The organism is Prosthecobacter sp., from assembly GCF_014879935.1.
In the GTDB taxonomy this organism is placed as follows: domain Bacteria; phylum Verrucomicrobiota; class Verrucomicrobiia; order Verrucomicrobiales; family Verrucomicrobiaceae; genus Prosthecobacter.
The window spans coordinates 1-12,462 of the sequence record NZ_JACSRD010000167.1 but is presented as its reverse complement, the minus strand read 5'-3'; the positions used below and the strand labels follow the sequence as shown (position 1 = coordinate 12,462).

At 60.6% G+C, this 12,462-nt stretch carries 13 protein-coding genes and 1 pseudogene; 10 read left to right on the top strand and 4 right to left on the bottom strand.

Annotated features, from left to right (window positions below; translation table 11 throughout):
* Positions 1-73: 73 nt before the first annotated feature.
* From IAE77_RS16930 to IAE77_RS16920, 3 genes are all read right to left on the bottom strand, one after another.
* Positions 74-1,468 (bottom strand): Gfo/Idh/MocA family oxidoreductase, encoded by a 1,395-nt coding sequence (locus IAE77_RS16930; RefSeq protein ID WP_294228794.1) that lies wholly within the window; start codon positions 1,466-1,468, stop codon positions 74-76.
* Positions 1,469-1,574: 106 nt separating this feature from the next.
* The gene (locus IAE77_RS16925; protein WP_294228792.1) at positions 1,575-2,057 is read right to left on the bottom strand and encodes a hypothetical protein; all 483 of its coding nucleotides are present in this window, start codon (positions 2,055-2,057) and stop codon (positions 1,575-1,577) included.
* 3 nt (positions 2,058-2,060) lie between these two features.
* Positions 2,061-2,381, bottom strand: a complete 321-nt coding sequence (locus IAE77_RS16920) for a hypothetical protein (RefSeq protein WP_294228789.1) — start codon at positions 2,379-2,381, stop codon at positions 2,061-2,063.
* Positions 2,382-2,522: 141 nt separating this feature from the next.
* Here IAE77_RS16920 and IAE77_RS16915 point away from each other — a divergent pair, with 141 nt between their 5' ends.
* From IAE77_RS16915 to IAE77_RS16875, 9 genes are all read left to right on the top strand, one after another.
* Entirely contained in the window at positions 2,523-2,891 is a 369-nt protein-coding gene (locus tag IAE77_RS16915; RefSeq protein ID WP_294228786.1) for an iron-sulfur cluster assembly accessory protein, read from the top strand.
* Positions 2,892-2,897: 6 nt separating this feature from the next.
* The gene (locus IAE77_RS16910; RefSeq protein ID WP_294228785.1) at positions 2,898-3,458 is read left to right on the top strand and encodes a DnaJ domain-containing protein; all 561 of its coding nucleotides are present in this window, start codon (positions 2,898-2,900) and stop codon (positions 3,456-3,458) included.
* Positions 3,459-3,563: 105 nt separating this feature from the next.
* Positions 3,564-4,559 carry a tRNA-dihydrouridine synthase family protein gene (locus IAE77_RS16905; RefSeq protein ID WP_294228782.1) on the top strand — a complete coding sequence of 332 codons (996 nt, stop codon included), beginning with the start codon at positions 3,564-3,566 and terminating at the stop codon, positions 4,557-4,559.
* Between the two features lie 70 nt (positions 4,560-4,629).
* Positions 4,630-6,354 carry an SUMF1/EgtB/PvdO family nonheme iron enzyme gene (locus IAE77_RS16900; protein ID WP_294228780.1) on the top strand — a complete coding sequence of 575 codons (1,725 nt, stop codon included), beginning with the start codon at positions 4,630-4,632 and terminating at the stop codon, positions 6,352-6,354.
* A gap of 118 nt (positions 6,355-6,472) precedes the next feature.
* The gene (locus IAE77_RS16895) at positions 6,473-8,011 is read left to right on the top strand and encodes an MFS transporter (protein WP_294228777.1); all 1,539 of its coding nucleotides are present in this window, start codon (positions 6,473-6,475) and stop codon (positions 8,009-8,011) included.
* Between the two features lie 232 nt (positions 8,012-8,243).
* Positions 8,244-8,690 carry a MarR family transcriptional regulator gene (locus IAE77_RS16890; RefSeq protein ID WP_294228774.1) on the top strand — a complete coding sequence of 149 codons (447 nt, stop codon included), beginning with the start codon at positions 8,244-8,246 and terminating at the stop codon, positions 8,688-8,690.
* Between the two features lie 77 nt (positions 8,691-8,767).
* Entirely contained in the window at positions 8,768-9,430 is a 663-nt protein-coding gene (locus tag IAE77_RS16885; protein ID WP_294228770.1) for a polyphenol oxidase family protein, read from the top strand.
* A gap of 5 nt (positions 9,431-9,435) precedes the next feature.
* Entirely contained in the window at positions 9,436-10,275 is an 840-nt protein-coding gene (ispE, locus tag IAE77_RS16880) for a 4-(cytidine 5'-diphospho)-2-C-methyl-D-erythritol kinase (RefSeq protein WP_294228768.1), read from the top strand.
* Between the two features lie 288 nt (positions 10,276-10,563).
* Positions 10,564-11,310: a HesA/MoeB/ThiF family protein gene (locus IAE77_RS16875; RefSeq protein ID WP_294228765.1), complete on the top strand. Its 747-nt coding sequence runs from the start codon at positions 10,564-10,566 to the stop codon at positions 11,308-11,310.
* A 2-nt stretch (positions 11,311-11,312) separates the two neighbouring features.
* Here the strand turns inward: IAE77_RS16875 and IAE77_RS16870 are convergent, their stop codons facing one another.
* Positions 11,313-11,642 (bottom strand): Dabb family protein, encoded by a 330-nt coding sequence (locus tag IAE77_RS16870; RefSeq protein ID WP_345780992.1) that lies wholly within the window; start codon positions 11,640-11,642, stop codon positions 11,313-11,315.
* Between the two features lie 190 nt (positions 11,643-11,832).
* Here IAE77_RS16870 and pgi point away from each other — a divergent pair.
* A pseudogene (gene pgi / locus IAE77_RS16865) lies at positions 11,833-12,462 on the top strand (glucose-6-phosphate isomerase); the annotation flags it as partial.

Below are 12,462 nucleotides of genomic sequence, written 5' to 3'. Positions count from 1 at the left end.
GAAGTCAATGCCGCTTGGCAACGACCAGTCACCTCCCAACGGCGACTGACCGGCCACCGTCCAGCATCCAGCTTCAAACAAACTTCGTGATACCAGGGCGTGGCAGCGGGCCGGGGTCGAAGGTGTCGCTGAACTTGAGGTTGTCGGGGGCGAGGTCCTGCTTCGAGGACATCATCGCCAGCGAGGCACGCTCCGGCGCCTTGTCCTTCTTGCCGTCCTTGCCCTTGCCTCCCTGCGCAGGCAGCGGAGCTGCGGGCGCGTCGTCTTTCCACACGAGCTTCTGGCCGGTGTAGGCGGCCTCGCGGCCCATGATGGCAATGAGCGTGCTGCTCATCATGCGGTCGCCGTCGTTGATGACCTCGCCTTTGCGGATGGCGTTGAAGAGCGCCATGTGCTCGAGGTCGTACATGTTCTTCTCCTCGCCACGCCAGCGCCAGCGCTTCTCGCCGTCGATGTAGGGGGCCGGACCTTTGCCGATGACGAGGCGGCCCTTGGTGCCCTGGATGTTGTCGAAGACCTCGTTGTGGCAGCCAGTGACCTGGCGGTTGGTCAGGTGGCAGATGATGCCGCCGTCCCATTCAAAGGCCGCGTGGAAGTGGTCGAAGATATTTCCCGCCTCCGCCGGACGCTGGCGGCCGCCGGTGGCGATGACGCTGACCGGTGGCTGGTCCTTCATCGCCCAGCAGATCTTGTCGAGGCTGTGAACCGCCTGCTCCACGATGCTGTCACCGCTGAGCCAGGAGAAATTGTACCAGTTGCGCACCTGCCACTCCACATCGCCCATGCCAGCGGGGCGGCCTTCCGCCGGAGGCATGGGTTTCACTGGGCCGGCATAGTAAGTCGCCAGGATGCCGGTGATGTCGCCGATCTGCCCGTCGTGCAGGCGCTTGTAGCATTCGATGCGGCTGGTGGAATAGCGCCAGCAGAAGCCGGCCACGAGATTGAGCTTCTTCTGTTTCGCCTTCTCCACGGCGGCCTGGGCCACACGATAACCGGCGGCGTCCACGGCCATCGGTTTCTCGCAGAAGATGTGTTTTCCGGCCTCCACGGCCGCGGTGAGATGCTGCGGGCGGAATCCGGGAGGGCTGGCGAGCAGGACGACATCGACGCCGCTGTCGATCAGCTTCTGATAAGCATCCAGTCCGGTGAACTTCTTGTCCGGCTTCACATCGACGCGATCCGGGAACTGCGTGGAGAGGTTCTTGATGCTGTTTTCGATCTGCGTGTCGAACGCATCGGCCATCGCGACGATCTTCGCGTTGTAATCCGCCCCAAGCGCCTGCGCGGCCGCCCCGGTGCCACGTCCTCCGCAGCCGATGAGGCCGATCTTCAGCGTCTCATTCGAATCGGCCTTCTGCTGGGCACGCAACGTGGTCACGGTGGTGAGAACAGCGGGGGCGAGCAGCGCTCCGCCGCTCGCATTGATGAAACGGCGGCGTGAGAAGGCGGAAACAGCTTGGTCGGACATGGAGGTGGGAGGTTGGGGAATGAAAACGAGCAGAGATTTCGCCGCAGCCGCGGCAAACCTTTCAGTCAAAAGCTCAGGCGGGCCAATCAGCGCCAGCGTGCGCCGCTCAGGCCTTGCGCGGGATCACTTTCGTCGGGCCGCTGCCTTCCGGAGGCAGGCCATCGGAGCCCACTTGTCCCAGCGGCTGCGTCTCCTCGCGGCTGATCTCGTCGTCCGGCGACGGTTGCAGCAGCGTCTGCACCAGAAGCTGAGTGTCATCCAGGAAGGTCAGCCCCGCACGGCGCAGGAAATCCACCTCCGACGCGTGCGTGTGCAGCGTCACCAGCAGACACTCACCGTGGAACAGCGCCAGGATGAAGACGCCCTCGTAGCCGAACCAGAAGGTCGTCACATCACGGTCGCCACCACTGGCGAAGTGCGCCCGCGCATCATGGATGACCTGAAGAAGCCGCTCGGCGCGGAATTCCTCGAACGGCAGCAGATTGATGAGAATCTGCCGACGCCAGCACAGCAGCAGCCCGTTCACCGAGCCGGCGTGTTTCAGGCGTTCAAGAGCGGAGCGGAGGGAAGGTGTGATCGATGCGGCCATGGGTCATGCCTCCAGCGAGTTTGCACGGGTAAGGAGTTCGAACATCGGCATGCGTTCGCCGATGAGGGCGCCAGCGCCGGGGTCCTGCGGATCAGTCCCGGAGTCGAAGTAGGCGAAGTTCAGCGTGAAGTCCTCCTCCTGCAGCGATCCCATCCACGGAGCGCCCAGATCCAGACAGTCACCGATCTTCAGACCGAAGTGGCGCAGCCCCTGGAAATCGGCGGCGTAGTGGTCCACGGCATCCTGGCCGCAATCACTGGCCACGAGGCCGTCTTTGAGGGTGAAGAGTTGCAAAGGCAGCGGCGGGGGCGCGGTTTCGCTCATGGAGTTGAATGGATTGCCCTTTTCGTCTCAAAAATCAGCGTTGCAGGCAAGCACAATCCACGACGCGGCCAAAAAACACGGCCGGGCGTTTCATCACGGTTGTTCCATGTTCAAATCACGCTTTTCGTGTTATCCCTCCTCATGACCGCCGCAGCTCCCAGCTTCAAGATTGGCAACGAAAAACTCATCAAGGTGCTGCCCAACGCCGCCGACCGCCTCCTCGGCCTGCTGAAGAAGCAGGGCCGGGCGGAAAACGGCGCCTTGCGCGTCGCCGTCGTCGGCGGCGGCTGCTCCGGCCTGCAATACAAGATGGACCTGGTCGATGGCCCGGCCAACCGCGACATCATGGTCACCTCCAGCGAGGTGCGCGTCGTCATCGACCCGAAAAGCGCCCTGTTCGTCTCCGGCTCCGAACTCGATTACAGCGACGATCTGCAAAGCGGCGGCTTCAAAGTCAAAAACCCAAACGCCGTCGTCACCTGCTCCTGCGGCGAGAGCTTCTCCGCCTGACCCGCGATGCCCAACGCCTTCGCCCTCCTCGGTCTGCCGCGTGTGGCGGCGCTCAGTGAAGCCGCTTTGCAGCAGGCGTGGCTGGAAGCCAGCCGCGCCGCGCATCCCGACCGTCCGGGTGGCGATGCCGCGCAAGCCGCCGAGATCAATGCCGCCTACGAAACGCTGCAAACACCGGAAAAGCGCCTCAAGCACCTGCTGGAGCTGCATGAGGTGCCCTGGCGTGCCATTCCGATCGATGAGGCGATGATGCGGCTCTTCAGCCAGCTCGGCCCGGTGCTGCAAAACGTCACCACCTTCCTCAAACGCCGCCAAAACGCCGCCTCCGCCCTCGCCAAAGCCCTGCTGGCCCCGGAGGAGATGCGCCTCCGCGAGCAGCTCGAAGCCCTCGGCACCACGCTGGATGCCGAACGCGAAGCTCTGCTGGAAAAACTCCCCGCTCTCGACACCCGCCTCACCTCCGGCGACACCGCGACCCTCAACGACCTCCAAATCCTCCAGGCCCGCCTCGCCTACCTCGGCAAATGGCAGGCCCAGGTCCGCGAGGCGCTGCTGAGTTTGATGTGAGACTGAAGGTGGAGCGGTGGGATTGGTATCTATTCGCGGTTCGGCCCAAACTGATCGGAAAAGGCCCCAGGGGGGCAAGACTCCACTTTCACGGATGCGGCTTCCGTGGTTAAGCAGCGCAAGATGACACCAGTGCAGCATTTTGAGCAGCTTTTGGCCAGGCGGGAGCCGCTGCTGGCGCTGGCACCGATGCAGGATGTCACGGATCTGGGCTTCTGGCGGCTGATGACGCGTTATGGCGGGGCGGATGTGTATTACACGGAGTATTTCCGGGTCCATCCGGACTCGCATCTGGAGAAGGACATCCTGACCTCGATCACGCACAACCCGACAGACAGGCCGGTGGTGGCGCAGATGATTGGAAATGACATTCCTTCGCTGATTCGTGGGGCGAGGGAGCTACAAGAGCATGCGGTGGCGGCGATTGATCTGAATCTCGGCTGCCCGGCACCGGTGGTTTACAAGAAGTGCGCTGGCGGTGGCCTGTTGCGTGATGTGCCGCGTGTCGAGGGCATCCTGGGAGCGTTGCGGGAGGCGGTTTCGATCAAGTTCACGGTGAAGACGCGACTGGGCTTCGATGACACGGAGACGATCGATGTGCTGGTGCCGCTGTTTGCGAAGCACGGCGTTGACCTGGTCACGATTCACGGTCGCACGGTGACGCAGATGTATCGAGACGGGGTGCGCTACGATTTGATCGCGAAGGCGAAGGCCTCCCTCCCCTGCCCTGTGCTGGCGAATGGCAATGTGGGCTCCCATGGTGAGGCGGAGGCTGTGGTCCGGCAAACCGGCGTGCATGGTCTCATGATCGGACGCGGTGCGATCCGCAATCCGTGGATGTTTGAGCAGATCCGGCAGCATCTCAGCGGTCAGGCGGTGTTCCAGCCGACTGCGGCGGACAAGCTGGCCTACATCGAAGCTTTGTATGAAACGGTGACGACGCCGCAGACGCGTGAGCTCGACCAGGTAAACCGCATCAAGAAGCACCTGAACTTCTTCGGGCCGGATCTGGATGATTCCACCGCCTTCCTGCACGAGATGCGCAGGTGCACGACGCGGAGCGGGCTGATGGAGGTTTGCACCCGCCATCTGAAGGCCTGATGCGGTCGTAATGTACAGGTGGTTTTCCCGTATTGGACATCCCCACAAGCCTATGCTATCCGCACGACCCATGTCATTCGCCCGAACCTTTGTTTCCACCCTAGCCCTGGCTCCCGCGCTGCTCGGCGCCGCGGAGAAGATTGATTTCAACAAGCAGATCAAGCCGCTGCTGGAAGGCGCGTGCACGCACTGCCATGGCGCGAAGGAGGACAAGGGTGACTTCCGCATGCACACGCTGGAGGACATCAAAAAGGGCAACGAAAACGGCCCCGGACTGACCCCAGGCGACGTGAAGAAGAGCGCAATCTACACAACGCTGATCCTGGATGCCGAGGATGACATGGTGATGCCGCCGAAGAAGGAAGGCATGCTGGAAAAAAGCCAGATCGAGGTGATCAAGGCCTGGATCGAGCAAGGGGCCGACTGGCCTGCCGGCGTGGTGCTGGAGCAGACGCCGCGCATCAAGTTCGAGAAGCACATCCAGCCGATCCTGGAGCAAAACTGCGTGTCCTGCCACAATGCGGACAAAGCAAAGGGCGATTGGATCATCACCACCAAGAAGGAAGCCTTCGAAAGTGGTGAGAACGCCCCGAACATCGTGCCCTTCGACCTGAAGCAGAGCGCGATTTATCATCTGACCACCCTGGCAGCCGATGAGGACGACCTCATGCCGCCGAAGAAGAGCGGCGGTCCCTTGAGCAAGGAGGACATCAACTACCTGAAACTTTGGATCGAGCAGGGCGCTCCCTGGCCGGATGACGTGAAACTGACCGCGAAGGAGAAGAAGGGTCCGGCCACCAACAATCCGGACAACCTGGAACTGGTGAAGAAGATCCACGCCTTCATCGTGAAGACGTCCCAGGAGAAAAAGGAGGCAGACATGAAGCCTTACGAGGCCAAAGTACCCAAAACAGGCGCACCGTACAGCATGGTGGTGATCAAGAGCGGTGAATTCACCATGGGCAGCCCTGAGAATGAGGAAGGCCGCAGTGATGACGAAGGGCCGCAGGTGAACAAGGCGATCAAACCGTTCTGGATGGGACAGTATGAGATCACCTGGGACGAGTATGAGCCCTTCCAACTGACCAGCGTCGGCCGCAACAAGGATGGCTCCCGCCAGGTCTGGAGTCCGACCGACAAGCCTGAAGAGCTGATCTCACAGCCGACGCCGCCGTATCAACCGATGGACTTCGGCATGGGACGTGAACGTTTCCCGGCGATCTGCATGACGCAGCATGCGGCGAACAAGTACTGCCAGTGGCTGAGCGCCCAGACCGGCCACTTCTATCGTCTGCCGACGGAAGCGGAGTGGGAATACGCCGCCCGCGCCGGCACGAAGACCGCCTACTTCTTCGGCGATGACGCTGCGCAGCTCAAAGATTACGCGTGGTATTTCGACAATGCGCCGAACTTTCAGTATTCGAAGGTCGGCGCCAAGAAGCCCAACCCATGGGGCCTTTACGACATCTATGGGAACGTTTGCGAGTGGTGCCTGGACCAATACACGCCAACCACCCCTGCGGCGTCCATCCTGGGCAACGACTGGGTGCGCTCCAAGACGCCGTATCCGCATGTGGCCCGGGGCGGCACCTACGACGACGATCCGGAACTGTGCCGCAGCGCCGCCCGCAAGGCCTCCGATCCGCTCTGGAAGCAGCAGGATCCGCAGCTCCCGAAAAGCATCTGGTATCTGACCGACGCGACCTGGCTCGGTTTCCGAATTGTGCGTCCGCTCGAAATTCCGACCGCGGAGGAAATGTTCGCCGCATGGAACAACGGTGTGGCGAAAGAGTAAACGCAAGCACAACACAGTTTGACTGCCACGGGCCGCTGAGTTTCAGCGGCCCGTTTTTTTGCTCGCCTCTGGTGTAGAACTGCGCTCAAGCTGCCGTTTGCTCCGACCTTCCCGAACCATGACTCAATCCAAATCCTCCTCCCGTGGCGCCGTGGCCGCCCTGATCGCTGCATTCCTTGGCTGGCTGTTCGACGGTTTTGAAATGGGCTTGTTTCCGCTGATCGGCAAACCAGCGCTGCAGGATCTGCTGCCGGGCGCTCCTGCGAAGGAGCACGTGGACTGGTTCACTGTGATCATCGCTGTTTTCCTGGTGGGTGCGGCCACGGGCGGCGTGCTGTTTGGCTGGCTGGGGGACAAACTGGGCCGGGTGAAGGCCATGACACTGGCAATATTCACCTATGCCATCTTCAGCGGCCTGTGCGCCTTCGTGACGGAGGCCTGGCACTTCGCCGGCTTGCGCTTTGTCGCCTCGCTCGGCATGGGTGGCGAGTGGGCGCTCGGCGTGGCCTTGGTGAACGAGATTTGGGGCGGCAAAAACCGTGCGTGGATCGCAGGAATGATCGGAGCGGCCTCGAACATCGGCTTTCTGCTCACCGGCCTGATCAGCTGGCAGTTGAACGCGAGTCTTGAAGTGGTGACTGGCTGGATTCATGCGATGGGACTTTCGCCGGAGAACACGGAATACCTGCTGCACAACCGTGCCTGGCGATTCATCGCCGTCAGCAGCGCCCTGCCCGCCCTGATCAACTTCTTCATCCTGGTTTTCGTCCCGGAATCGCATAAATGGGAGGAAGAGAAAAAGTCCGGTGGAACGTCTCATTGGGCGACGATGGACCTCGTCGGCGTGCTGATTGCCTGCCTGTCTGCGCTGATGATCATCTATGTTTGGTCACCCATGTGCGCCTGGGGCGGCTGGATCGCCACCATCGTCACCGTGGCGGGCCTCGCGGTGGCCTTGTGGGGCTACTTGCACCCGGTGCGCCAATACATGAGCCGTTCGATGGCGGCCGGCAGCACGGATGCGGCCGAGCATGGATCGATCATGCGCAATCTGCTCGTCGGGGCCAGTTTGGCGGCTGTGGCGTTGCTGGGAACCTGGGGATCGGCGCAGCAAGCAGCCCGTTGGGCATCCGATCTGGCACCGAAGGGCAGTTCCCTTCCCATAATCGACTATGTCGTGATCGCAACGGCCCTTGGAGCCATCCTGGTGACGCTGATCACACCGCTCGTGGCCGACAAACTGGGCCGCCGCGTCACCTACACCTTGCTTTGCGTGACAAGTCTTGCTGCATCCCTCGCCTTCTTCCGGGTCAATGTTCCGTTCACAGGCGAAAGCATTCCGACCTCGCTGCTGCTCAGCGCCTTCTTGCTGGGGGGCATCACGGCATCGTTCTACGGCTTCTTCCCGCTCTACTTCCCCGAGTTGTTCCCGACCAGTGTGAGAGCGACTGGTCAGGGCTTCTGCTTCAACTTCGGCCGCCTCATTGCAGCGATCGGCGCGTTGCAACTGGGGAACTTGATGGGCCTTTTCACCAAGGACGCCATCACGCCGGTGCAAGCCGCCGCCAACGCGTATTCGATCCTCACGTGCGTCTATTTGGTCGGCATGGTCGTGATCTGGTTCGCCCCGGAAACGAAGGGCAAGGCGCTACAGTGACCTGCCTGCGGCCGTGGTGCCGGACCCCTGTGAGATTTCTTTCCTTGCCAGGAATCATTTCGCGGATAATAATTCACCCATATTAACCTCTCAGAAATAAGAAGCTCTTTAGCCTGAATGAGTATAAATTTATGGATTCTATGATTTTATCTTGATCCTACCTTCGATAGTTGTTACATTACCTATAATTCGAGATTTTCTCGGAACCCATAGCTCCCAGGACCCAATGTCTATGATTACCGGCCCCAAACCACCAGCCAAAGACCACGCCAAGCTGGCAGACTTCATTCTGTTCAGTCAGCGCGAGTTCTTGCTGAACCTCTCCCGAGAGCTCAACCGGGACAATATCTCCTTCGCCCAGTTCTTCCTCCTCAGCTACTTGGCCACCTCCAAGGAGCTGACCATGACCGACATCGCTCGGAAGATGGGGCACTCCACCGCTGCCGCCACCGGTCTGGTGGACCGTCTTGAAAAGCTTGGCTACATGGAACGCACGCACGCCATCGACGACCGTCGCAAAGTGCTCGTACGCATCACCTCCCGAGGCATCGAACTCGTCAGCCGCCTGCGTGACGAGCTGCAGAACCAGATCGCCGACGCGATGAGTGAAACCTCCTCCGAGGATGCCGCAAGTTTCATGAGTTCGTATCGTGCGCTGGACACCGCCGCCGTGCGTTGACCTGAAGCACTCCTTTTTTAAAGAGGCGCCCCGGTTTTTGTCCGTGCGCCTCTTTTGTTTTCGTGGCAAACAGCGCGATGACCGACGCACCCTGGATGTCCTTTCCCGCCCTGGAGATGCTCCCTGGATTTGCCCACCGATTCACGCTTCGTCACCCCGCCATCGCCGTGAATGACGAGCGGGACGTGGTCGTGGAGCGCCTCCTGGCCTGGCACCGGCAGCAGGCGGAGGAACTTGGATTCAAAGGCAACTCACTGTGCATCGCCGAGCAGGTGCATGGATGCGAAGTGGCTGCGCTGAACGCTCCTCCCGATCAAATCGTCCCCGGCGCGGACGGCATGGTGAGCGATTCCCCCGGACTCGTGATTGGCGTCTATGTGGCTGACTGCTGCGCTGTTTATCTGGCAGATCCACGCACGGGGGCCTTCGGTGTGGTGCATTCAGGCAAGAAAGGATCCGAACTCGGCATCACAACCCGAGCCATTGAGAAAATGAGGCAGCATTACGGCACAGACCCGGCCGATCTGCACGTCCAGCTCAGCCCGTGCATCCGTCCACCAGCTTACGAGCTCGATTTTGCCGCGATGATCCGCCAGCAGGCGCGGGATGCGGGAGTGCCAGGAAGTCAAATCCATGACACGGGCATCTGCACATCTTCCGATTTGCATCGCTTTTACTCCTACCGGATGGAAAAAGGCCGCACGGGCCGCATGCTGGCTCTACTCGGCCGCCTTGTTTGATCATCATGACCTGCTTTTCCCCTGCCAAAATCAATCTCTGGCTTCGCATCCTCGGAAAGCGCGAAGACGGCTTCCACGAGGTTCAGACGCGCCTTTGCCGACTCACGCTGGGCGACACTGTGGAGATCACCCATGAAGGCACCGGCGACCAGGTGGCGCTCACGTGTTCCGATCCCACCGTGCCACTGGATGAATCCAATCTCGCGATCAAAGCTCTGCGCGCCTTCGAATCGCGCACCGGCAGGCGATCATCCTGGCGCATTCATTTGGAAAAAAAGATCCCCGCAGGAGCCGGGCTCGGCGGAGGCAGCAGCAATGCGGCCACAGTGCTGGAGGCCTGCAATGAATTGACCGGGACACCGCTGACCCGGGAGCAACTGATTCAAATCGGCGCCCAGATCGGCTCGGACGTCCCTTGCTTCCTGCTGGACACCCCCGCTGCGGATGGTTCGGGACGTGGTGAACAGGTGGCTCCGGCTGAGTTCTCGTGGGAATTGCCACTGGTCTTGATCAAACCGCCCTTCCCGATTCCCACTCCATGGGCCTATAAACGGTGGGCGGAATCAAAGGAAGTTCCCAGCGTGCTTTACGCTCCGCAACTTTGCCCCTGGGGAACGATGGTGAATGACCTCGAGCGTCCCGTGTTCGAGAAATTCCTGCTTCTTCCCACGCTCAAAAACTGGCTGCTGGAGCACGGTGAAGTGAGTGCGGCGCTCATGTCGGGTTCAGGAAGCACCATGTTCGCTGTCACAGAAAGTCCGGCAGCGGCCGCCGATCTGGCGGAGAAGGCCCGCGAGTATTGTGGCGGCACATCCTGGATTCAGGTGACTTCCACAGCGGTTTGATCCAGCGGCCCACCAGTTGATCACTCATAAAAATTTGGGGCCGGACGGCTCCCGATTCCGTCCGGCCCCTGGTTTGATCAACCTCAACTTAGTCCTGCTTGTTGAAGGCAGGGTTTCAGTTAACAACCAATCACTCTCAAGACCCAGTCTATGGAGGGGTTTGACGCCCTGCATGAACTGTTGAAGACGTTAGTGATGGTGCGTGGACAAGTGTTGAAAAATGTTGGAGAAAAGTTTTCGCTTCAAGGTTCCATGCCTGCCACCCGTTCTCATCTCGCTGTCAAATCCATGCCCGACCTGCCCCTGCTGACCGAAGAAGAACGCTCTGTTTATGAATGGCAGATGTGGGTGCCCGGAGTCGGGGAGGAAGGCCAGCGCAAACTCAAGGCGGCTTCGGTCTTTGTTTCACGCGTGGGTGGCCTTGGCGGTGTGGTGGCGCTGGAACTGGCTGCCGCTGGTGTCGGCAGGCTGGTGCTCGCTCACGCCGGCTGTTTGAAGCCTGGGGACCTGAACCGCCAGCTCCTGCAAACGCACGAACACATCGGCCTGCCGCGCATGGAGTCGATTGTCCGTCGCTTGCGCGAGTTGAACCCGCGTTGCGAGGTCATTGGCATCGCCGAAAACGTCAACGATGAAAATGCGGAGCGGCTGGTTGGCGAGGCAGATGTGATCATGAGCGCCGCCCCCATGTTTCAAGAGCGTCTGGCGCTGAATGCCGCCGCATTCCGGGCGCGGAAGCCGATGGTCGAATGCGCCATGCACACGCTGGAGGCTACTGTGACCACGTTTGTGCCCGGACACACGGGATGCCTCGCCTGTTATGTCCCCGAGGTGCCGCCCACATGGAAACGCCAGTTTCCGGTGTTTGGAGCTGTTTCCGGCACAGCGGCGTGCATCGGAGCCATGGAGGTGATCAAACTGATCACCGGTGTCGGCGAACCCCTTGCAGGCACACTGTTGTCGATGGACTTGGGTTCCATGCGCTTCCGGCATGTGCGGCTGCCGAAACGCCCTGGCTGTCCCGTTTGCGGCTGAACTTACTTCGCGACGTAGTCCACCACGCAGACCTTGTCGAGCAGCGGCTTCAGCTTCGCCACGAAGGCCTGGTGCTCCGCGTGTGGCAGATAAACTTCGAGGCCGGCCTTGTCAGAGAACGTGACAAAGAAGCAGTGCGTGAAGCCGTCGTTGAGTCCTTCCGGGCTCACATTGGTGCCCCACTCATAGCCCTTCACCGTGTCGATCTTCTTTGCCAGTTCGCCGAACGCCTTTTCGATGCCTTGGACCTGCTCAGGCGTGGCGCTGTCCTTGAATTTGAACAGTACGACATGGCGGTAGGGAGCTTCGGCGGCGGCGAGGGAGGAAGTCATGATGAATGCGATGGCGAAAAATGCGATGGCGAGAGATTTCATGGCCGTCGAGGGTGTCGCAGACAGCGCCTCACGTCAACGTCGGGCAAAGTGGTTGCAGCACGGCATGGGAAGTGCTTTTTGACGCCTCAAACGTGCCCAGCCGCAACACGCCCGACACCACCCACTCAAACCTCCATCATCACTGCTCATGAGCCACTGGGATCGCTTTCAGAAGTATTTCGTCCGTTATTCAAGCATCGGATTCTCCATCGACATCAGTCGCATGGCATTCGAGGACAGCCTTTTCACCCGGATGGCCGGAAAGATCGATCACGCGTTCAAAGCGATGAAGGATCTCGAAGCCGGAGCCATCGCCAACCCGGACGAAAACCGCATGGTCGGCCACTACTGGCTGCGCGACTCGAAACTCGCCCCTGAAGCGGTCCTGAAGAAGGAAATCGACGAGACCCTCGACGCGGCGCTGAAATTCGCTGCCGATGTGCATGCTGGTGCGATCAAGGCCGCCAATGGCACAAAGTTCAGCCGCGTGCTGGTCGTCGGCATCGGTGGTTCGGCGCTGGGGCCGCAGTTGGTGGCGCAGGCCATCACGCCCGCCAATCCGCCCATGTCCATTTCGTTTTTCGACAACACTGATCCCGATGGCATGGATCGCGTGCTGGCAGAAATAGGCTCCGGGCTGGCCACAACTCTCACGCTGGTCATTTCCAAGTCCGGAGGCACCAAGGAAACACGCAATGGCATGCTCGAGGCCGAGGCTGCGTACAAGAGAGCAGGCCTGGAATTCTCAAAACATGCCGTGGCGGTCACCGGTGTCGGC